Origin of the sequence: Selenomonas sp. FOBRC9 (genome assembly GCF_000287655.1) — a bacterium.
Lineage (GTDB): Bacteria > Bacillota > Negativicutes > Selenomonadales > Selenomonadaceae > Centipeda > Centipeda artemidis.
The window spans coordinates 87390-108960 of the sequence record NZ_ALJR01000039.1; the positions used below are offsets into that span (position 1 = coordinate 87390).

Consider the following 21571-nt stretch of genomic DNA (forward strand, 5'->3'; position numbering starts at 1 on the left):
CTAGAATTCATAACGGAAGCTCATATAGTAACTGCGTCCCTGCAGCGGGTACTCGATGTTTACCCAGCTCGGGTCGCTCAAGTAGCGCTGTACGCTGTGCACTTTCAGCTTCGACGCCTCATCAAGCACATCGTTGCAGCCAATCGACATCGTCATATCCTTGCGCGGCGACCACTTGAGACCCACGTTGATCGTCTTCAGCGCAGCTCTCGGCCTGCCGGCAAGTTCTTTTTCCACGGGATTCCTGGTCTGCGGAATGGCATAGTGCGTGTAGTATTGCGAAACATAATGCGCCTCGCCGAAGAAGAGCCACTTCTCCGTCGGGCGATAAGTTAGCCGGATATTGCCTTCCCACTCCGGCTGATACGTCGGGCGCACCTCGAACCAATCGTAGTGTACGCCAGGCGAGGAGTCTCTGCGCTGCGCCTCTATATTGAGATGCGTGCCTTCGATATCGAGATCGAATTTCTTCCAGTGGAAATTCGTCTGCAGCTCAAAGCCATGCGCCTTGCCGCGCATATCATTGAAGTACGAGCTGTAGTTCAGGCCGGCACGATAGAGGTAAAGCATGCGCTGCGTGTCGCGCCAGAAGTACGTGAGCGTCGTCCGATTGTCCGCGCCGAGGAACTTTCCGTCCCAAATCGCACTGCAGTCAAACTGCTTGCCGTACTCCGGCTGTGGGAATTTCGCACCGCTTCCCTTATAGTCTATTGGAGCCGGCATGATGCCCGCGCCGTCGCCCGCGATCTCGTACATGTTGAGCAGTCGGAAGTAGGTGCCGCCCGTCATGCGCATCGTGAAATGATCGCTAAACTCCTTTTTCAATGCGAGCTGCCAGGTCACCTTGGAATCCACCTGATTGTCCTTCGGATGAACCCAATGATACGTTTTTGCAGGATTGAAACGGCCGAACTGACTGTAGCCCACAATTTCCGAGCGATTGTAGCGGATGGCGGGCGTCAGCTGCCATGTCCTCTTCTTGTCGAGCGTGATTGTATCCTGCAGCTGGACGTTGAAGATGTTCTGATCGAACTGATTGCGCATCTGTGCCCAGAGGTTCCCGATGCCCGCCTGCACGTCGTCGATGACCTCGTTGAGTCCGTCACCATCGATATTCATGCGCTCGTGAGAGTAGTTCATTTGAAAGTCGAGCATGTTGTTCTTGCTGAGCTCGTAGGTTCCGTCCACCTGTACGTTGTATTTCTTCGAACGGTAACGGCTCCACTCCCGCATGGGAACCTTGATCATAAAACGCAGACCGTCGTGAATATTCTCGGCACGGTAGTCCTTGCTCTGGGTGAGATAGTCGACCATCCAGCCCCATTCAAAGCGTTTTCCCATATATCGACGCTGCACGAGCAGCTCCTTTGCACTGATTGTCTGATGCCGTTTGTCGTATTTATAGAGATCGTATTTATCAACGAGGAGCCCCGGCGTAATCATATCGAAATAGCTTCGGTAGTCGACCCAAAGGCTGTCGGGCAGATGGCGATTGACGGTTTTATAGGTGCCCTTGACCATCCAGTTGTCATCCTGCCATTTGATGAGGAGGTCGGAGTTGCTGTAGTCGTTGTACTTGCGGCGGCGCTCTGGGTCATCGGCAGCGGTCACCAAGCGACCGCCGTTGTCTTCGAGCCACTGGATGCAGGAATCTACATTATCCTGCCATGCGCCCGCGCCATTGGCGGCATCATAGGCGGCACGCTCTGCCGCTGTCATCCCCAAGAACTGCTTTAGTTCTGCCCGTGTTTCCACAATCTGTCTGCCAAGTCCGGTATTCGTGTAGAACTGATCTGCTGCGTAGCTGTGGTAGGGGAAGTCGCCTTCACGCGATTCATGGTTCAATCCAAAGAGGAGGCTGCCGTCGCCGACAGGGGCTGTGACCTCGACGGACGCCTTTTTGCCGCCGAATGAGCTTGGTCCGATCTCGGCAGAACCGTGTGCGCCCGTCGGCTTCTTCGTCACGACGTTGATGACGCCGCCGATGAATGTGCCTGCAAAGCGTGCGGGGATGTAGCCGCGATAGACCTCGATGCGCTCGACGTTGCTGACGGGGATGGTCGAGATGTCAACTGCCGCATCGCCGCCGAGGTTCGTCAGTACGCCGTCCACGAATACGCCGACCTGAGCCGCCGTCGAGCCGCGCACGGTCACGGTTGTATACTGTCCCTTCCCCTGCACCTCGCGCACATGTACGCCCGGCACCATCTTCAGGAAGTCGGGCAGCGTCTTTTGCTCCCCTTTGAACTCCTCGGGGCGGATGACGGTCACAGTGCCGGGGGAGAGAGTCTCCTCCCATACGGGGCGTTTTGCCTGAACCGTAACATCCTGCGTTGTATATATTCCCTGTGCATCCTCCGTTTGCCCCGAGTCTGCTGCGAATGCGGGATGCCCTGCCGCAGCGGCAAGCAGCATCCAGAGAACACCCGAGACCATCCTTTTGCTTACTTGCTTTGACATAAAAGAGCCTCCGTTCTTCTTTGCCGACCAACCGTATGCCGGCGTATCTTCAAAAAATGTGGACAATCCCCGTGCCATGCTTTCCTTCACTCCATGAAAAAATCCGCCTGTACCAACGAGCGCAGTCAGGCGGATGAACATCTATAGAAATCAGAAATCCGGCAGAATATATTCCTGCCAGAGATACGTCTGTATTTCGTCTTGGACGTAATCCCCTCCCCATCGCTCGCAGGTACTGATTCTTGATACAATTCAAAAATCAACGGTGATGTTGAAACAGGCAAGTCTCCTGGCTTAGATTCATCGCCGCGTCAAACCTTCCCGGATCTCTCCAGTGGCATATTTTGACGGACTCCTCTTACAGTGGCGGGACCGCTCCGGCTTTGACCGGATTCCTTTTGAAGTCTTGCGACACCTATTCCCTATCATATGCAATTTTTATGTTTATATTAGCATTATTGTTTTTTTTTTGTCAATAAGAGTTTTCAGGTTGCATTCATATTTAACGATAATAAAATACTTTATAATAAATAAGCAGGAAATCCGGCTGCGCAACAGCTAAATTTCCTGCTTCATTTCATGTACTGTAAGCTGCGCTGCAAACCCTAACACCCGAGATCGTCCGCCCCATTTTTGGCAATAAAATACCGGCGGAAAGCTGAACCTCTCCTAAATGCTGAAGTACGTAAAGCGCATACTTTACATAAATGACAGACCTCAGTCGGTACCCCGGCTTAGGATCGTCGCCCATTCATCCCTTTGTAAGAGGACTGCGATGAATAAACTCCCCTTCACGGCTGCGCTACAGCGTTGAAATCACATCAAACTTCCCCGTAAAGCTTTGCAGCAAGTCACAAAACACCTGATGTCCTTATTCAATTTTTACGATAAATAATATTCGGCAAATTCCTCCCGTTATATATAAATTTATCTTATTCTACCATAACGGTAAAGGAATGTCAATCCAATTATAAATTTTTACATACAATTCGTCAAGCCATATACTTCATTTCTCCACGCGCACGCGATCCATCTCCGTGCCGTCCGGGAGGAAGCACGCGATCTCGATGCTGTCCGCGCCGACCTCCATCGTGAGGTAGTTGTCGGTCTCGGGCTGCGGGAGCGTCACATCGTCCATCGCGTGATCCACCCACAGATTCGGATAGCGGACGTTGCCCGCGACACCCGTGAGGATGTAGAGCGGTCCCCTTTTGTCCGGCTGCTTCACGAATCCGTAGATATGTCCGCGGTTGCGATAGGTGTGCAAGTGCGCCGTATATACGATGTCTATGCCCAGTTCGTCAAACAGCGGCATCCATAGGTTCCCGTCCTCGCTGAATCCCTCCGTGCGCTCGGGACGCCCGTTGATTCGGTATTGCAGGACATCTTTGTGCATCATGACGATATTCCACTTTTTCCGGTGTGCTGCCATGTCGCGGCGGATCCATGCCTGCTGTTCCTCCACGAGCCCGGGGATAAAGTCGTCAAGCTCCTGCTGCATTGTATTGAGGACGATGTAATGGACGCTGCCGAAATCAAATGAGTAGTAGTACCGCTCGAACTGCGCGCTGCCGTTTGCGGGCACGTCGAAATAGTGCAGATACGCCTCCGGCAGACGTACCTTCCAATCACGGTTATACGTTTCATGATTGCCCATCACGGGGACGAAGGGCAGCGCGTGCAGCATGTCGGCGTCAAATCCCTCGAACCACGCCGCCCACTGCGAACGATCCTCTCCGTTGTCCACAAGGTCACCCATGTTGCAGTAGACGGCCGCATCACGGTTGCGCTCCCACGCGCCGCGCGCCACATTCTGCCAGTCCGTATAGTCGCTCGACTGTGAATCCGGGAAGATGATCATTTTATACGGTGCGTCCTCGGCAGGTGCCGCGAGCGGCATCCACGCCGTCGCAGCATCACCGGCGCGCACGCGGTATTCGTACGACGTGCCGGGCGTCAGCTCGTCAATCGCCGCTGCGTATTGATAGACGGTCACGCCGTCGTCTGTAAAGCCCGCATCGCGCACATCAAAAGAACGCGTCTCCGTCTGCCCCGCCGTGCGCAGCTCGACGACCTGATCCGCCGCAGGCGCGGGCATCTCCCACATGAGGACGCGCGCACGCCCCGTATCCTGCGTGACGATCTGCCGCAGATAATTTACGCGCAGCTCGGCAAAGAGTTTGCGCTCCGCTGTCTCCACAACCGTGCGCCCGCAGCCCGTCCCCAAAAAGAGCGCGCCGCTCGCAGCGAGAACGCCCGCCGCAGCCGCACCTTTGATAAAGGAGCGCCGACTCAAACGTCGCTCCGTCCGGTTATTTTCTCCCATCATAGTCCCCTTGATTCAGTCAAATATCTGTCTGTCAATATAATACTAGGAGCGCACTCTAAGTCAATAGTACGCCCTAAATTTTTACCATGGTGCCATACTCCGCCGAACGTTCTCCGCACGCTTTGTTTTCGTTGACATTGGACGTTTTGAGATATATGATATAGATGTTGTTTTATGTCTGTGCACATGAGCAGGAGGATATGATGATAGAGCGTTATACGCGGCCGGAGATGGGTCGTCTCTGGTCGATCGAGAATGAGTGGCAGACCATCCTGAACGTCGAGATCGCGGCGTGCGAGGCGATGGCGGAGCTGGGCGAGATCCCCGCCGCCGCCGTGGAGAACATCCGCCGCACGGCGAAGTTCGACGTTGCCCGCATCAACGAGATCGAAAAGACGACCGACCACGACATCATCGCCTTCCTCACGAACCTTGAGGAAAATGTCGGCGAGGATTCAAAGTATATCCACAAGGGGCTCACCTCGAGCGATGTGAAGGACACGGCGTACTGCATCATGATGCGTGACGCCGCGGGGCTGATCCTAGGCGGGCTTCGTAAATTCCGCGAAGTGCTCCGCCGCCGCGCAGATGAGTTTCGCCATACACCGTGTATCGGACGTACGCACGGCATCCATGCGGAGCCTATGACGTTCGGACTGAAGCTCCTGCTCTGGAGCGCTGAGCTCGAACGCGACATCGAGCGGCTGACGCGTGCGCAGGAGATCGTCTCGGTCGGTAAACTCTCGGGCGCGGTCGGCACCTACTCCAACATCGACATGCGCATCGAGGAGCTGACGTGCCGGCGGCTCGGACTCACGCCCGTCCGTCTCGCGACGCAGGTCATCCAGCGCGACCGCCACGCCGAGCTCGTCACGACACTCGCGATCATCGCGGGCACGATGGAAAAGATCGCGACCGAGATCCGCAACCTCCAGCGCACGGACATCCGCGAGGCGGAGGAGTTCTTCAAGGCGGGGCAAAAGGGCTCATCCGCGATGCCGCACAAGCGCAACCCCATCAACTGCGAGCGCGTCTCGGGCATGGCGCGGCTCGTGCGCGGCAACGCCGTCGCGGCGCTCGAGGACATGACGCTCTGGCACGAGCGCGACATCTCGCACTCCTCCGTCGAGCGCGTCATCCTGCCGGACAGCACGATCAACGTGGACTACTGCCTCGCAAAGCTGACAAACATCGTCGACAAGCTCCTCGTCTATCCCGATGCGATGCTCCACAACATGGGGCGCACGGGCGGGCTCATCTACAGTCAGCGCATCCTCACTGCGCTCGTTAATAAGGGCGTCATGCGCCAGACAGCGTATGTATGGGTGCAGCGCAACGCCATGAAACGCTGGCTTGAGAAAGAGGATTTCCGCACGAATGTCGAGCGGGACGCGGACATTTCAAAGCACTTGACCGCACAGGAGATCGACGGTTGCTTTGACTACAAATATTTCCTCCGCAATGTGGATGAAATCTTCAAGCGTTTTGACCTGTAAGGGAACAGGTTTTGATAAAAAAAGGGGACTGAGCATATGTCAACCATCGTTATCACGGGCACACAGTGGGGAGACGAAGGAAAAGGAAAGATCGTCGACTATCTCGCGGAGCAGGCGGATACCGTCGTTCGCTATCAGGGCGGCTGCAACGCGGGACACACGGTCGTCGCCGCAGGTGAGGAGTACAAGCTGCGCCTGCTGCCGTCGGGCATTCTCTACAAGGGGACGCATAATATCATCGCAAACGGCGTCGCCTTCGATCCCGAGGTTTGCCTGCAGGAAATGGACGCCCTCGCCGCGCGCGGCATCGACGCGTCGAACATCCGCATCTCCGATCGCGCCCACGTCGTCATGCCCTACCATCGTCTGATGGACGGCATCGGCGACGCGCAGCGCGGCGCGGACAAGATCGGCACAACGGGGCGCGGCATCGGCCCCTGCTATATGGATCGGGACGACCGCATCGGCATCCGCGTCTGCGATCTCATGGACGGCGACGAGTTTGCGAAAAAGCTCAAAAAGAACCTCGCGCGCAAGAACGCTGAGCTCGCGGCGGCATACGACCACGCGCCCCTCGTCTACGAGGACGTTCTCGCAGAATACATGGGCTACGCCGAGCGTCTGCGCCCGCTCGTCACCGATACGATCCCGCTCATCAACGAGGAGATCGCAGAGGGGCGCAAGATCCTCTTTGAGGGCGCACAGGCGACGATGCTCGACATCGACTACGGCACCTATCCGTATGTCACCGCCTCGCATCCCATCTCGGGCGGCGTCACCATCGGCGCGGGCGTTGCGCCGAAGAAGATCGATACGGTCATCGGCGTCGTCAAGGCATACTGCACGCGCGTCGGCGAAGGCCCTTTCCCCACCGAGCAGCTGAACGGCATCGGCGAGGAGCTGCGCCGCGCAGGGCACGAGTTCGGCACGGTGACGGGGCGTCCGCGCCGCACGGGCTGGCTCGACGCCGTTGTCGTCCGCCATGCGGGTATGCTCTCGGGCATTGACTACATGGCGGTCACGCGTCTCGACATCCTCGACGGATTTGACGAGATCAAGCTCTGCACAGGCTACCGGTACAAGGGCGAAGTCCTCAAAGGCGTCCCCGCAAGCCTGAACGTCCTCGCCGAGGTCGAACCGATCTACGAGACCTTCCCGGGCTGGAAGACCGACATCTCCGGCATCCGCAGCTATGACGCGCTCCCGGAGAACGCGCGCCGCTACCTCACGCGCATGGCTGAGGTCACGGGCATCGCCCTCGGCATCGTCTCCGTCGGTCCCTCGCGCGAGCAGACCATCGTGCTCGCGGAGAAGTTGTTCTAACGACACAGCATATAGAAAAACGGCACAGATCACGCATCACGCGCCTGTGCCGTTTTCGTATGCATTACAAGTTTTTCACATTGTCTAGACGACGACAATCCCCAGCAAGATGGCAAAGAACAGTGAAATGATGGAGAGCAGCCAAAGCCACGGCATACAGAACCGCAGGAGATCCTTGATGGAGATACCTGCGAGGCCGCAGCAGAGGAAGGTCGTCGCCGCGTGCGGCGTGACGAGGACGGCAAAGTTCTTGCCGATCAGCATAGCGTGCGACATGTTTTCGGGAGAGATGCCGTACTGCTCGCCGACGCCGATCGCAAGCGGCAGGAGGCCGAAGAAATACGGACTCGTGCCGAGCATCATACCGATCGGCACGGCGAATATTCCCATGACGATATGGAAGTACGGCCCGAGGAATCCCGGGATGATCATGACGAGCGTCTCGGCCATCGCCTCGAGCATCTTGCTGCCCGTCAATACGCCGAGGAACACGCCTGACGCGAGGAGGATCATCGGCACGCCGAGCGCCTCACCCGCATGTGCGCGAATACGCGCCCCCTGCATCTTCGGATCGGGGAAGTTCACGATAAGAGCAATGGAAAGCCCGATCATGAAGGCGGCATACAGCTGAATCTTCGTAAAGCAAAGCAGTGCGATGACACCGACCGTGAGCAGGAGATTGAACCAGAAGAGTTTCGGGCGCTTGAGCGCCGCCGCTTCCTCCGCGGTGACCTGCTTCGCGGACGAGGCGTCCTCATCGAGCTGCGCCGCCTTGCCCGTCGGCACGGCGCCCGCGCCGCGCCGTTTTTCCAGAATGCCCATAAAGGCGGCGAAGACGAGCACCATGCCGATGCCGACGATTTGCAGTGGGATCAGCGTGTGCCAGAGTGCATTGACGTCCGTATCGAGGATCACTCCGACGCGTGCGACGGGACCGCCCCACGGCAAGAGGTTCATGATACTCATCGCCGCGCCGATGATGACGCAGAGGACTACAGGACGGATATGCAGTCGTTTGTAGATTGGCAGCATCGCGGGGATCGTCACGAGCAGCGTTGCGGCGAGCGCGCCGTCGAGATGGGCGATCGTGGCGATGCACGCCGTCGCCACCGTGACGAGAACGACGTTCGATCCCGCGTGTTTTACGAGGAAGTCGACGAGCGGATCGAACAGCCCGACCTCCGACATGATGGAGAAATAGACGATGGAGAAGATAAAGAGCACGGCGACCGGCATGGTCGTCGTTACGCCGCTCTTGACGAACTCTGCAATCTGCGCAAAATCAAAGCCGCAGACAATGGCGCAGACGATCGGCACGATGACAAATACCGGCGTCGGATGCGCCTTCGTTTGGAGCAGGCAGTAGATGATCAGAAAAATCATGACAAAGCCGGTGATGGCCAACAGCATAAAAGTCCCTCCTTTTGCGTATTTCATCAGCACGCGGAAACATTATCCGTCCGCGCGTTCGAGTGCATAGAGAAAATAAGTGACGGCAAGGAGATCCGCCGATCCGCCCGGACTGATCCACTTGCGAATGAAGTCCTCGTCCATCTGCAGGATTGCCGCGCGGCCTTCGGGTGCCGCCATTCCGCCGAGCGCTTCGGCGCGGCGCGCTGTCGCCTGCACTTCGTGCAGGACACCGAGGTGGTGGCGGCTGAGGATATTCGTATCATCATTAAGTGTGATGAGCGTAACGAGAACGTCGACGAGTGCGTCGTTCATGGGCAGCCCCTGATCCATCAGTGCGCGATAGAGCGGCAGGGCGATACGGCGCACAAGAGGGAACCCTGCCTCTGCTGTCCCGCGCGCGCCCGTCGCACCGCAGGCGAGATACGCCGCGTCTCCTTTTGTCTCGGGAGCGCAAGCATCCAGACCATCGAAGTGGCGGCGGCAGATCCCCGCACAGATCTCCTGAACGAGATCAAGCACACACTCCGCCGTGCATTTTTTACCCCGCCGCAGCGCCAGCCCCGCAGCGCCAAGGAGCACGCCGAAGCTAAAGATCGCCCCCTTGTGTGTGTTGACGCCGCCGGTACGTGCAAACATCGCGCGCTCCGCCTCCAAACCGACGCGCCGGAGCGACGTAAGCAGCGCGGGTGCGTCGGTCGTATGCTCTATGCCCGTGCGGACGAAGACGGGCAAGAACGGTGCGATCGCCGCCGCCGAGATCTGAAAGGTAAAGAAGTCCATATCTGCATGTGCACCGCAGTTCGCGCGGTCGACAAGCCCGGGTTTCGGCGTCGCCGCCGCCTCCACGAGCAGAGCCTCGAGCGCGAATGATGCGATGTACGCGGCTCGATCCATCCTTTCGTCACCTCACTCCCTTGCATCGTGAAAATTGATCCGGCAGGCGCCGCGGGGGTGTCTCGCTCCCCTCCGGGCACGATTCCCGAGGGCATTCCCCGCCGACCGATCCTTAGATCTGCAGCGGCTTGATTTTACGTACGACATCGAGGATCGTTCCGTCTCGCGCCTCGAGCACGGCGATGACCCGGTCTTCCCATTCGAGTTCGTCAGGCGTGCCGACAAGGCTGTATGCCTTTTCCTGCAGCGCCTCGATCGTCGTATGCGCGATGCCCGCCGCGTCAAGACATGCGACGAGATCTCTGCGCATGGGGTTGACCGCAATGCCATAATCTGTCACGACAACGTCCACACAATCGCCCGGTGTTGTCACCGTAACGACTTTCTTGCAGACGGTCGCCATGCGCCCGCGTACGAGCGGCGTGACGATGATGCAGCATTTGCTCCCCGCGGCCGTATCCGGGTGTCCGCCCGGAGCGCCGCGCAGCACGCCGTCCGAGCCGGTCAGCACATTGACGTTGAAGTCCGTATCGACTTCGAGCGCCGCGAGCACGACGAAATCCAGCTTATTCACATACGCCCCTTTATTCGCGGGGTTCGCGTATTCGCTCGTGGAGATCTCAAGGTGTTTGTCCGGATGAGCGGCGAGATGTTCGATTGCCTTTGTGTCAAAATCCTGGGTATCGAGGAGTCTCCGCACGAGCCCCTTGTCCATGAGATCGCAGATGTTGCCCCCCATACCGCCGAGCGCAAAGCCCATCACGATGCCGCGTTCACGCATATAGGTCTCGAGATAGCGGTTGACCGCAAGTGAAGGGCCGCCGACACCGGTTTGGAAGGAGAAACCATCCTTAAAATACGGGGTTGCAGCGATGATCTTCGCGCAGCTTTCCGCCATCATCAGATTACGCGGATCCTCCGTGACGCGCGCTTCTTTCGTACCGATTTTCTTCGGATCGCCGATCTCGTCCACGACCACAACATAGTCCACGTCAATCGCCGCGATCGGCGCGGGGGAATTGGGAAACGGGACGAGCGTATCCGTGACGACGACGACGTGATCGGCATAGCGCGAATCAGCGACCGCATAGCCGAGTGTTCCGCAGTTGTTCTTTCCGCCCGTGCCGTTCGCGTTGCCGTAGTCGTCAGCCGCAGACGCCGCGATAAAGCTGATATCGATCGTAAGCTCGCCTGTCTCAATCGCACGCGGGCGCCCACCGTGACTGCGGATGATCGCAGGCGTCTTGAGCTTGCCGGCGGAAATCACCTCGCCGATGCGGCCGCGTACACCGGAGGACTGAACACCAATGATCTTCCCCTGCTCGATGTAGTCCGCGAGGAGATCCTGAGCGCTGCCGAGCGAAGTTGTTGCAACGGTGAGATCCTTCAGCCCCATCTCCTCCACGAGTACCTTCATGACCATACTCGTCACATAGTCACCGTTGCGGAAGGAATGATGGAACGAGACGGTCATGCCGTCGCGCGCGCCGCATTTCTCACACGCCTCGCGGATCGAAGCGACGACCTTCGACGCCTGCGGCCGCTCCGCGCGGCGCACGCGCGGCCCGGCCTTGCGGAAATATTGACCGTCCTTATGATATTTCCCCCGGTAGACCTCTTTGCCGTCCGTCAGGAGCGCATCCGGGATCTCTCTGCCCACTGCGTTTTTCATCGAATCGCCTCCTTTACAAATCGCCGTGATAGACGCCGCACGCCTTCGCGAGGGCGATGATGCGCTGTGCGTCCTCGATGAAGGGAATATCGACCATTTTCCCGTTGACTGTATAGACGCCGACTCCCTGCTTCGACTGCTCCTCGTAGCTGCGGACGTAGAGCTCCGCCGTTGCGATCTCTGCGGGTGTGGGCGCAAAGGTCTCGTGCACATAGGCGATCTGACGCGGGTTGATGAGACTCTTGCCGTCAAATCCCATCTCGTGATCGAGCCGTACCTCGGCGCGGAAGCCCTCCTCGTCGTCGAGCGCCGTGAAGACGGTGTCAAAACACTGGATGCCCGCCGCACGCGCCGCGAGGAGCATGAGGCTGCGCGCCGTGTTGATCTCGATGCCGCCGGGCACGGGGCGGACGTGCATGCTTTTCCGGAAGTCGCCGCCCGAGATCGCGACGCCGAGCATGCGCTCCGACGCTGTGCAGATCTCAGCCGCGTTGAGGATGCCTTTCGGGCTTTCGAGCGCTGCCATGAGCAGCGTGCGGCCGGTCTCGACGCCGAACTCCTCCTCGGCCGCGTGCACATGCTCCTCAACGAGGCGCACGTCCGCCGCACTCTCGCATTTCGCGATGCGCACGCCGTCCGCGCCGGCTGCGACGCTCACGCGGATGTCCTCTTGCCAGTGCGGCGTCTCGAGCCCGTTCATGCGCACAAGCACCTCGGTATCGCCGTAATCGACGCTTTTGAGCGCATGGTAGAGCGAGAACCGCGCTGCGTCCTTCTGGTTCTCGGCAACCGCATCTTCCAAATCGAGAATAATGCTGTCGACGCCGTAAATATAAGCGTCCTTGATGAGTCCCGGCTTCTGCGCATTCATGAAGAGCATCGTGCGGCGCAGCCGGAACCGCTGAGGTTTCGGTCTTGGGATCATCTGACGACACCTCCCCACGGAACGTCTCTGGCCGATGCTTCTGCGCTGCGGAATACGGCGCACTCCACGCGTGCCTTGATCGTGCAGTCGAGAGCGCCCTTATCGACGACCTGCACGCGCGCCGCTGTGACGCCGAGACGTTCCAGTGTTGCAAGAACCGTACGACGAATCGCGCGCCCGTATTGGTTCATGACGCTGCTCTCGATAGCCAGCTCGATGCCGTTTGCGCCCGGCTCTACCGTGACCTGCACGTCGCTGGATTCGAGCGTACCGGCGATCGCAGATTTCTGAATCTCCATCGCATTTCCTCCTTTCATTTATGATACCATTAAACCACGAATTCCCCGTGCTTGTAAAAGTTCTCTTTTTCTGTTCACGCCATTCCCTTTTGGAATGTTTCTATGGTGTTTTGTCAGTACGAGCGGTATAATGAAGAAAAATACGAAGACATCTGCCCTGCAGAATGCACTGCATCTGGGCCGAAGACCATCGCGTCATGCCGCCGAAGAGAGGGAGTCGTATGGATGTTCAGGATTTCAGTCTGCTCGTGACGCTTGCGCGCACGCGCAATATCACGCATGCGGCAGAGGAGCTTTTCATCACTCAGTCGTCGGTTTCTAAACGAGTGCGACATATTGAGAAGGAACTTGGCATCGTTCTCCTCCTGCGTTCGCGGCAGGGCATCCAGTTTACGCCCGCGGGCGAAATCGTCCTCGCGCACGCGCGTACCGTCCTCCACGAAGTCAACACGATGCACCGCGCGCTCAAAGATCGACAGGGCGTTGTGTCCGGCACGCTGCGTGTCGGCGTCTCGATCAACTATGCCGTGTACCGCCTGCCCGCACGACTGCATCTTTACCGGAGCCGCTATCCGCTCGTACAGACGCAGTTCGTCACGTGCTCGAGCCAAGATGTCTTTTCACGGTTCCTCGCGGGAAAGGACGAGGTCGCTATCCTGCGCGGCGAGCACTCCGACTGGATCGGTCCGCGCATGTTCCTGGGGCGCGAACCGATCTGTGTCATCACAAGCAAGGAGGATGCGAGCCGCCCGCTGCGCGAATTCAGCCAGGTCACACGCCATACGGACACCGAGATGGCGCGCGACATCACCCAGTGGATGAAAGAAAACCGCATTCCCCCGGCAAAAAGCCATATCGCCGCGAACAGCACAGCCACCTGCATGGAGATGGTACGACAGGGACTCGGCTGGAGCATCGTGCCGCAGATCTGCCTTGCGCAGTTCGACGGCTGCGTTCGCCCGATGTACTTTGCCGACGGCACGCCGCTCATGCGCGCCACCTACCTCTTTTACACCGCACAGGCGGAGGAGCTTCCGCAGGTGCGCGCCTTCATCGACATGTTCCGCTGATCCGCAAAGGAGTCCGATATGTCCGACATCTCCGTGATCTATCCCTCCGACCGTGCAGGGATCGCCGCCGTCCGCGCCCTTCTCGCAAAAGAAGGTCTGCGTCTCGACCCGCGGCTCGACTACACATGCGCCGTCTATGACGAGCACCGCGCCGTCATCGCGACGGGCAGCTGCGCGGGAAATACACTGCGCTGTCTCGCCGTGGACGCTGCCCGGCAAGGCGAAGGACTGCTGAACGCACTGCTGACCCATCTCCTCGACGTGCAGCAGGCACGCGGCAACAGCCCCGTCTTTCTCTATACCAAATGCGCATCCGCCCGGTTCTTCGGCGACCTCGGTTTCTATGAAATCGCGCGCGTGCCGGATCACGTCGTCTTTATGGAAAACACGCGCTGGGGCTTCTCCGACTACCTGAAAAAACTACAAGCGGAAACGCCGGCCGGAGACGCCCGACGCGTCGCTGCCATTGTCATGAACGCGAACCCCTTTACCCTCGGGCACGCGTACCTCGCGGAACGTGCCGCGCAGGAAAATGACCGCGTGCACCTCTTCATCGTCAGCGAGGACGCGAGTTTTTTCCCGCACGATGTACGCGTGCGGCTCGTACGAGAAGGAACTGCGCATCTGCCGAACGTCGTTCTGCATGAGAGCGGCTCGTATATCGTCAGTCAAGCGACCTTCCCGAGCTATTTCCAAAAGGACGAAGACGATGCGATCCGCGGGCACGCGCAGCTGGATCTTGCCGTCTTTACAAAAATCGCCGCGGCGCTCCGCATCACGCGCCGCTATGTCGGCGCGGAGCGCGCAAGCCGCGTGACGAGCCTTTACAACGAGACCATGCGGACGCTCCTGCCGCAGGCGGGCATTGCATGCGAAATCATTCCGCGCAAAGAATACGCAGGGATGCCGATCAGCGCGTCCACTGTGCGCCGCTGTATTAAGGACGATGACCTTTCCGCGCTGGCCGCGCTCGTTCCGCCAACCACCCTTGCCTATCTGCGATCGGAGGAGAGCGCCCCCGTGCGCCGCGCCATCGCGAAGGCGGAGGATGTCGTACATTACTGAAACCGCGCGCGGCACGTCCATACGCCGATCAGAGAAAGGAACGCCTATGCTGCACGGCACCCCCGTTGATCTCACCGCTATGCTCGCCGCACGCGAAGCGCGCGCCCTGCGTCAACGAGATCTCTTGGCACGCTTTCACGTGCCGCTTCTCTCGTACACACTCAATATCCCCGGTCCCGTCAAAACCTCCGCGGTCATTCGCCGCGCCTTTGACGCGGGGCTCGACGCACTCACCGCAGCGCTGGCGAAGCGAAACATCCCGTGCATCGCGCGGGAAGAGCGGCACGAGGCGACAGGCGACGAAGCCATACTCGCGCTCCGAGCCGCACCCGAAGAAATCAAGTCTATTGCCGTGACCCTGGAGGAGACGCACCCGCTCGGCAGACTGTTCGACATGGATGTCCTCGATGCGGCGGGCGAAAAAATCACGCGCCCCATCCCGCGCCGCTGTCTCCTCTGCGGCAGGCAGGCGCAGGACTGCGCGCGCAGCCGCCGCCACAGCGTCGCGCAGCTACAGGAAGTGGTCGAACGCCTCCTCCGCACGGACTATGAAATGCCTCCGCCCGCGTGAGCGTCATACGGCTCAGCAGTCTTTCCGGCGCATCATCCCCCGTCTAAACAAAAAAGAACCGCTCCGTACCGAGTTTCAAATCGCGTCGGTACAGAGCGGCTCTTTTATGATATGTTGATTTTATCGTATCACAGCGTCCCCAATAATCCCGCTTCCTCGAAAAACGCCCGATAATACTCCGCCTTCTTCTCGAGCTTCATCGGATAGGCGCGCGAGGTGGACGGCAGGCGCGTGACGAGGAGGTCGCGGGCGCCGCAGCGTGCGGAGATCGTCGTGCCCGTCTTGACGTCCTTTGCCTTGACCTCGGCGTCGAGCAGGGAGAGCAATATCTCCGTCGCCTTCCCGCCCGTCGTGCAGATGCGGCGGCAATCTGGAATGTCGCCGAGCACCGCAGTGATGTCGACGCTCTCGACGACGTCAAGATAGGCGTCGGATGCGTTGCCGTGCCGGCGAATGGCGCGCTTCACCGTCGGGCAGGAGGCGATGCCCTTCTCCATGAGGAATGCCTTGATGCGGTCGGCGTCAAACGCCTTTTCATCCGGCACTTGAAAATACTGCGCATCGCCAAAGAACACGAGTCCATAGACGCGCCACATATCGTTTTGGAAGTTCGGGTAGTGGAACGCCATCGCGCGTTTTTCCGCGCTTGGCGGGAAGCTCCCCATCATCATGACCGTCGCACGGGGCGGCAGAAACGGCGGAAAGGGGCGCAGTTCTATTTCCTGTATGCTGTTTTCCATCCGATTCCTCCTAAAGAAATAACCGCCCATCTGCCATTTGAGCGGTTAAATAAAAATAACCCGTAATTCTGGAAAGATGCCGCCCGAGGTGCGTTCTTTCTATGGCTATGATAACAGCTTGTTCATCATCTCGCAAGTCCAAAATACCGTATTGCATCCAATACAGACGTTCGCTATAATATCATAGGAACGTTCTTCGGACTTGGCGGTATCTTTCCCCCGAAAGGGGGTGGTAGGTATGACCATAGCGGATGCGATTGTATTGCTCATCGCAGCGACCGGTTACCTACTAGTTCTTACAAAGAAATAACCGCCCATCTCCACAATGTGCGGTTAATATAAAATAAACGCTTAATTTTGGAAAGATGCCGCCCGAGGGGCGTTCTTTCTGTTCTCATTATAACAGCTTACGCGTCTCCTGACAAGCACAAAAATACGCTGCTCATATTAGAGCAGTCCGAGCGCGCGCTGTACGATGATGGACGTTCCCGCGACGGCGATCCAGCAGACGAGCCCGAGGGCGAGCGGCCGCAGCCCGTTCTTTACGAGCGATGCGAGGTCGGTGTTCAGCCCGATGGCGCTCATCGCCATGACGATGGCAAACTTACCCAGCGCGCCGAGTCCGTGCGACACCTCCGCCGGCAGGACGCCCGTCGTATTCACGATGCAGGCGAGGACAAAGTAGAGGACGAACATCGGGAAGATGCGCCGCAGGGAGAACCCCTCGCCCGTCTCCTTCGCGCGGCGCGAAACGAGCAGCGCAAAGAAGAGACAGACGGGCACGATCATCAGCGTGCGCGTGAGCTTCACAATGGTCGCGTACGCGCCCGCCTCGTGGCTGTATGCGTAGCCCGCCGCGACGACGGACGAGGTGTCGTTGATGGCGGTGCCCGCCCACATGCCGAAGCCCGCGTCCGTCATGCCGTAGCTGTGCCCGATGGCGGGGAAAATAAAGACCGCGAGCACGTTAAATAGGAAAATCGTCGCAATCGAAATCACGACGTCCCGATCCTTCGCCCCGATGACGGGCGCAACGGCGGCAATCGCAGAGCCGCCGCAGATGGCGGTGCCCGCCCCGACGAGCGACGTCATATCGCGGTCGAGTCCGAGCGCTTTCCCCATGAGAAACGCCGCGCCGAACGCCGCGATCAATGTGAATATCATGACGTAGAGCGACTGCGCCCCCACCTCGGCGACGTGAAAGAGATTCATCTCAAAGCCAAGCAGGATGATGGCATACTGCAAAATCTTCTTGCCCGTAAAGCGAATGCCGCTCTCCACCGACTTCGGACGGCGGCGCCGCGCAAACAGCATCCCGATGAGGATGCCGAACACGGGACCGCCGACGATGGGGAAATAGCCACCGAGTACATAGGCGGCAATCGCAAAAATGAGTGTGTAGAGGATGCCCTTCAGATCTTCCCGTTTCATCCAAAATCCTTTCTATCGAGGAACACCGTCACGAAAGCAGCTCCGCCCACTCCTTCTCGCGAAATCCCGTGAGAATCCCCTTCGGCGTGATGATCAGGGGACGCTTGACGAGCATCCCGTCCGTGGCGAGCAGTGCGTACTGCTCCTCCTCCGTCATCGCGGGCAGCTTGTCCTTCAGCCCGAGTTCCTTGTATTTCAGTCCGCTCGTGTTGAAAAACCGCTTCAGCGGCAGCCCGCTGCGCTCATGCCACGCGCGCAGTTCGTCCGCCGTCGGCGGCTCCGCCTTGATGTCGCGCATCGGTGCGCCGCAGCCATGCGCCCGCAGGAACTTCTCCGCCTTTTGGCAGGTCGAGCACTTTGGGTAGCCGATGAATAGAATATCCTTTGTCATATGATGTTCCTCCCTCATACTTACATATCTTCGGCGCGGGCGATACGATGCAGTATCGTTCCTGCCAGTTCCTTCGCCCTAGCAAAATCTTCTTCCGTGAGCACGGTCAATACATAGTTGTCGTTGCCGACATCCTGCGCCGCAAGTACATAGCCGCGCCACGCGTCATTCAGGGCTTTGCACCACTGCTCTATATTTTCGGTCTCACCAAGCATATCTTCATGGATTGCGACCGGCAGACCTGCGGTCAATTGCTTTACGGCAGAGAGAAAATCGGCTTTTTCACTTTTGGCGTCAAGCGCAGTCGCCCTTCCTCTTCGCAGCAGTTCTTCAGAAAGCCGCATCCATGCGGTTTCGATCTCCTCCGGGTCTGCCTTCCCAATGAATTGCTTGGCATACCCCGCATCGCCCGTCAGCAGCTCCGCTAAGGCGGCAAAGGACGCCGCGCGTTTTTCCGCATCGTTCTCCGGGACTTCAACGTATGTGCCGGATTCGGGAAGCCGGCGATCCTTCACGAAATTTCGCATCATCCGCACGGCATCTTCATAGCGCAAGTCGGTGATCCGATATTTTTTATCCCGGACGTCCAGATATAAATCCACACGCTCTTGACGTGCCCCGACAACCGCTTGCATCAGCGTGCAGCCGCCGATCTCATGCGGTGGACGTATCTCCGTATACATGATATGTCCATCCCGCATCGCGCGGAGCGAATTATCGATGCCCGTGATATGGAAGCCGCTGCGGTCATAGATCGGGCTTTTCATGTGCCAGTATTCATAGGTATGAAATACTTTTTCCTGAATCAGGTGATAGAAATTCATCGTAACCACACTGCCCTTTACGCGCGTTCATCGGCAATCGAAATATATCGCCGCTTCCACTTCATTATACAAGCACGGAAAAATTTTTCAATATTTTTCTTTTTGACCTATTGACTTTTTGACTTTTAGTTGTATAATAACAATCAGAAGGCGGGCGATGAAGAAAGCCCCCCTTCCAAAACAGACAGTGAACGGCGCGCGGCTCTCCAAACGGTACGCGCACCGGAATAAAGCACAACGAGGAGTTGATCATCATGTTTGGATTGGTACCTTTTGCCGGGCGGCGCGGACTCAGCCGCAACGATAACGCGAATCCCTTCGCACTCTTTGACGCGATGCGCGATTCCTTCTTCCACGATGGGTTTCCTGCCGCAAACTGGGGCGCGGGCTCGTTCAAGGTGGACGTGAAGGATGCGGACGATCACTATGAGCTGACCGCCGATCTGCCGGGCATGGCAAAGGAGGACATTAACCTCAACTACGAGAACGGCTATCTGACGATCGCCGCCACCCGCAGCGAGTCGAAGGACGAGAAGGACGACGCGGGCAACTACATCCGCCGCGAGCGTCATACGGGCGAGGTGAGCCGTTCGTTCTACATCGACGGCATCGACGACGCGAACATTCACGCGGAGTTCAAGGACGGCGTATTGCAGGTGAACCTGCCCAAAGCCGCCGGCGACGCGCCGCGCAAGCAGATCGAGATTAACTGACCCGCAGCGTTGTTCCCTGCGAGCGGACGCGTTATCTCCCATAAACTCCCATAGCGAAAGACAGACGATTACCTGCCGTTTGGCAAGTGTCTCGTCTGTCTTTTTATATGCAGTTTTCTGTCGGACGGCAAGGATACGCGGCGACAGCTTTGCAGGTATTTTCTGTTGCGTCATGCCTTCCTATGCCGGTTCCGTACGCTCCCCGGGTGTTCTTCGCACATGCGCTCCCAATCTGCCGGCGGGATGTCGCTGACTTCTCCCGCGGCACGCGCGAGCGCATAGATTTTCATAACTTCTTCGCCCGCTTCGATCAGCGCGACAGCCTCTTCCAGCGTCGCACCCACGGCAATACAGCCGTGATTTGCAAGGAGCAGCAGATCGCGGTGCGCGATCGCCTCCTCGATGCCGTCCGCAATTGCGGGCGTGCCCGGTTGTCCGTAGGGCAGACAGGGAATATCCTCAAAGAGAAGCCCAAAGGTGGTGGAGCAGCGCAGACGGATCGACCGGCTGCAGAAGGCATAGGCTGTGAGATGCGGCGCATGGACGTGCACGGCGGCGCTGCAGTCCGGCCGCGCGTCGAGCGCCGCCCGGTGAAGCAAATATTCGCTTGACCGCCTGCAGCTGCCGCCGACCTGTTCATCACCGCGCATGACGGCGATCATGTCGGGCGTGAGCAGGGATTTTCTCTTGCCGGAGGGCGTGATGTAGAGTTTCCCATCCGTCCGATCCAGCACGGAAATATTCCCTTCCAGGGAATTGACCAGTCCCTTCTCATCCAGCAGCTTGGCGTAGAACACAACCTCTTCCGCTTTTGTCATGCGCTGTCACCCCACAATATTTCCATACATCCGGCGTATCCACTTCTTTATTTCGCGATCGCCGCAGAATTTCCTTCTGCGCGCCTGCGCCGGAGTCTCGCGTCAGTCGAACTTTATCCCTGCCCGTAGTACGCATTCTTTCCGTGCTTATTCATTGCCAATCGGCACCCGTGGTTAGCCTTCCTCCGCAAACGCCGCGGCAACCATCTCGGCCAGAAGCATCAGCGGCTGCGGCAGCCACCGGTCTTTCACCGCGAGGATCTGCAGCTCCATGTTCATTTCATAATCCACAACATGAAGGGGGACGACACGATGATCACAAATCGCATTGGCAACCGTGACGGCAGGTAAGATGGATATCCCCAACCCTGCCGCGACAAAGTCGATGATGGTCTTGCTCGTGCCGATTTCGAGACGATCATATAAAAAAAGCCGGCGCGCTGCCAGATCATCTTCCAGCTGCTTGCGGTAGTTTGTCCCCCGCTCAGTCAGGATCCACGCGGTCTTCGTCAACTCCTCCAAACGAACAGGACGGTGCGCAAAGGAATTGTCCGGAGCTGCAATAAATTGTATGGGAGACGGCACATGATACAGGAGGCGTATGTTCGGCATTTCGCTGAACCGATCGAGGAGGATCGCCATATCAATGCCGCCCCGCAGGAGTTCCTGCCGGAGCTGCGGCGCCGTGCTCACATGCACTTGCAGCCGAACATGCGGATACCGCTGCAGGAACGCACCGATGCTGTTCATATAATGCGATGTGGCAATCGTTTCAATAACACCGATGAAAAAGAGTCCTTCCGGCTCTGCAGATCCGCGGAACTGTGCCAGGGTCTCTTGTTCCAGGGAAATCATGCGATTTGCATGCCACAAGAAGGCACGCCCGGCACTCGAAAGAGCCACACGGCGTCCCATACGAATAAACAACTCTGTACCAAGTTCCTCCTCCAACAGGCGAATCTGCTGTGTTACCGTTGACTGCGCATAGTTCTGCCGCTGCGCCGCCTCGGTAAAGCTTCCCGTCTCAGCCGCATAAACGAAGGTCTTAATGTTCCGCAGCTCCATAAATCTCCCCTCCTTTCCATCATTTTTTTCGATAAAGAAATTTACTATTCTCAATTTTACTTAAGTGTTTCT

19 protein-coding genes and 1 riboswitch are annotated in these 21571 nt (G+C 58.1%); of the genes, 6 read left to right on the forward strand and 13 right to left on the reverse strand.

All coding sequences use genetic code 11. The features are described from left to right. The gene (locus tag HMPREF1147_RS09270; protein ID WP_232208077.1) at positions 1–2460 is read right to left on the reverse strand and encodes a TonB-dependent siderophore receptor; all 2460 of its coding nucleotides are present in this window, start codon (positions 2458–2460) and stop codon (positions 1–3) included. Between the two features lie 261 nt (positions 2461–2721). Further along, positions 2722–2894, reverse strand: a riboswitch (cobalamin riboswitch). A gap of 572 nt (positions 2895–3466) precedes the next feature. Then, on the reverse strand, positions 3467–4786 hold the full coding sequence (locus tag HMPREF1147_RS09275; protein WP_009658591.1) for a metallophosphoesterase: 1320 nt from the start codon (positions 4784–4786) through the stop codon (positions 3467–3469). 206 nt (positions 4787–4992) lie between these two features. Between HMPREF1147_RS09275 and purB the strand changes: the two genes are divergently transcribed. Both purB and HMPREF1147_RS09285 read left to right on the forward strand, forming a co-directional pair. After that, entirely contained in the window at positions 4993–6285 is a 1293-nt protein-coding gene (purB, locus tag HMPREF1147_RS09280; RefSeq protein ID WP_037351380.1) for an adenylosuccinate lyase, read from the forward strand. Positions 6286–6321: 36 nt separating this feature from the next. Then, complete coding sequence (locus HMPREF1147_RS09285) at positions 6322–7608, forward strand: adenylosuccinate synthase (protein WP_009658602.1); 1287 nt, start codon at positions 6322–6324, stop codon at positions 7606–7608. A gap of 84 nt (positions 7609–7692) precedes the next feature. On the opposite strand, the gene HMPREF1147_RS09290 is transcribed toward HMPREF1147_RS09285, so the two are convergent. The 5 genes from HMPREF1147_RS09290 to citD all read right to left on the reverse strand — a co-directional run bounded on the left by HMPREF1147_RS09290 (position 7693) and on the right by citD (position 12811). Further along, positions 7693–9018: a CitMHS family transporter gene (locus HMPREF1147_RS09290; RefSeq protein ID WP_009438284.1), complete on the reverse strand. Its 1326-nt coding sequence runs from the start codon at positions 9016–9018 to the stop codon at positions 7693–7695. Positions 9019–9060: 42 nt separating this feature from the next. Then, on the reverse strand, positions 9061–9915 hold the full coding sequence (gene citG, locus HMPREF1147_RS09295; protein WP_009438214.1) for a triphosphoribosyl-dephospho-CoA synthase CitG: 855 nt from the start codon (positions 9913–9915) through the stop codon (positions 9061–9063). A 112-nt stretch (positions 9916–10027) separates the two neighbouring features. Beyond that, positions 10028–11587, reverse strand: a complete 1560-nt coding sequence (citF, locus tag HMPREF1147_RS09300; RefSeq protein ID WP_009658676.1) for a citrate lyase subunit alpha — start codon at positions 11585–11587, stop codon at positions 10028–10030. A gap of 13 nt (positions 11588–11600) precedes the next feature. After that, on the reverse strand, positions 11601–12512 hold the full coding sequence (locus tag HMPREF1147_RS09305; protein WP_009658696.1) for an aldolase/citrate lyase family protein: 912 nt from the start codon (positions 12510–12512) through the stop codon (positions 11601–11603). Continuing rightward, positions 12509–12811: a citrate lyase acyl carrier protein gene (gene citD / locus HMPREF1147_RS09310; protein ID WP_009658675.1), complete on the reverse strand. Its 303-nt coding sequence runs from the start codon at positions 12809–12811 to the stop codon at positions 12509–12511. Before citD ends, HMPREF1147_RS09305 begins: the two co-directional genes overlap by 4 nt. A gap of 164 nt (positions 12812–12975) precedes the next feature. Here citD and HMPREF1147_RS09315 point away from each other — a divergent pair, with 164 nt between their 5' ends. From HMPREF1147_RS09315 to citX, 3 genes are read left to right on the forward strand one after another with little or no spacing between them, the layout of a single operon-like run. Continuing rightward, positions 12976–13881 (forward strand): LysR family transcriptional regulator, encoded by a 906-nt coding sequence (locus HMPREF1147_RS09315; RefSeq protein ID WP_232208078.1) that lies wholly within the window; start codon positions 12976–12978, stop codon positions 13879–13881. A gap of 18 nt (positions 13882–13899) precedes the next feature. Further along, entirely contained in the window at positions 13900–14946 is a 1047-nt protein-coding gene (citC, locus tag HMPREF1147_RS09320) for a [citrate (pro-3S)-lyase] ligase (protein WP_009658666.1), read from the forward strand. A gap of 46 nt (positions 14947–14992) precedes the next feature. After that, positions 14993–15517, forward strand: coding sequence for a citrate lyase holo-[acyl-carrier protein] synthase (citX, locus tag HMPREF1147_RS09325; protein ID WP_009658600.1), 525 nt, complete (start codon positions 14993–14995; stop codon positions 15515–15517). 128 nt (positions 15518–15645) lie between these two features. On the opposite strand, the gene HMPREF1147_RS09330 is transcribed toward citX, so the two are convergent. The 4 genes from HMPREF1147_RS09330 to HMPREF1147_RS09345 all read right to left on the reverse strand — a co-directional run bounded on the left by HMPREF1147_RS09330 (position 15646) and on the right by HMPREF1147_RS09345 (position 18846). Further along, positions 15646–16257: a DNA glycosylase gene (locus HMPREF1147_RS09330; protein WP_009658656.1), complete on the reverse strand. Its 612-nt coding sequence runs from the start codon at positions 16255–16257 to the stop codon at positions 15646–15648. Between the two features lie 447 nt (positions 16258–16704). Continuing rightward, complete coding sequence (locus HMPREF1147_RS09335) at positions 16705–17688, reverse strand: YeiH family protein (RefSeq protein WP_009658593.1); 984 nt, start codon at positions 17686–17688, stop codon at positions 16705–16707. A 28-nt stretch (positions 17689–17716) separates the two neighbouring features. Further along, complete coding sequence (locus HMPREF1147_RS09340) at positions 17717–18079, reverse strand: arsenate reductase family protein (RefSeq protein ID WP_009658728.1); 363 nt, start codon at positions 18077–18079, stop codon at positions 17717–17719. A 20-nt stretch (positions 18080–18099) separates the two neighbouring features. Then, a complete protein-coding gene (locus HMPREF1147_RS09345; protein WP_232208079.1) occupies positions 18100–18846 on the reverse strand; it encodes a DUF6630 family protein in 747 nt (248 codons plus the stop codon). A 311-nt stretch (positions 18847–19157) separates the two neighbouring features. Here HMPREF1147_RS09345 and HMPREF1147_RS09350 point away from each other — a divergent pair, with 311 nt between their 5' ends. After that, the gene (locus tag HMPREF1147_RS09350) at positions 19158–19616 is read left to right on the forward strand and encodes an Hsp20/alpha crystallin family protein (protein WP_009658662.1); all 459 of its coding nucleotides are present in this window, start codon (positions 19158–19160) and stop codon (positions 19614–19616) included. A 170-nt stretch (positions 19617–19786) separates the two neighbouring features. On the opposite strand, the gene HMPREF1147_RS09355 is transcribed toward HMPREF1147_RS09350, so the two are convergent. Together HMPREF1147_RS09355 and HMPREF1147_RS09360 are read right to left on the reverse strand one after the other, a co-directional pair. After that, positions 19787–20434: a class II aldolase/adducin family protein gene (locus HMPREF1147_RS09355; RefSeq protein ID WP_009658618.1), complete on the reverse strand. Its 648-nt coding sequence runs from the start codon at positions 20432–20434 to the stop codon at positions 19787–19789. Positions 20435–20608: 174 nt separating this feature from the next. Next, positions 20609–21499 (reverse strand): LysR family transcriptional regulator, encoded by an 891-nt coding sequence (locus HMPREF1147_RS09360; RefSeq protein WP_009658685.1) that lies wholly within the window; start codon positions 21497–21499, stop codon positions 20609–20611. Positions 21500–21571 lie beyond the last annotated feature (72 nt).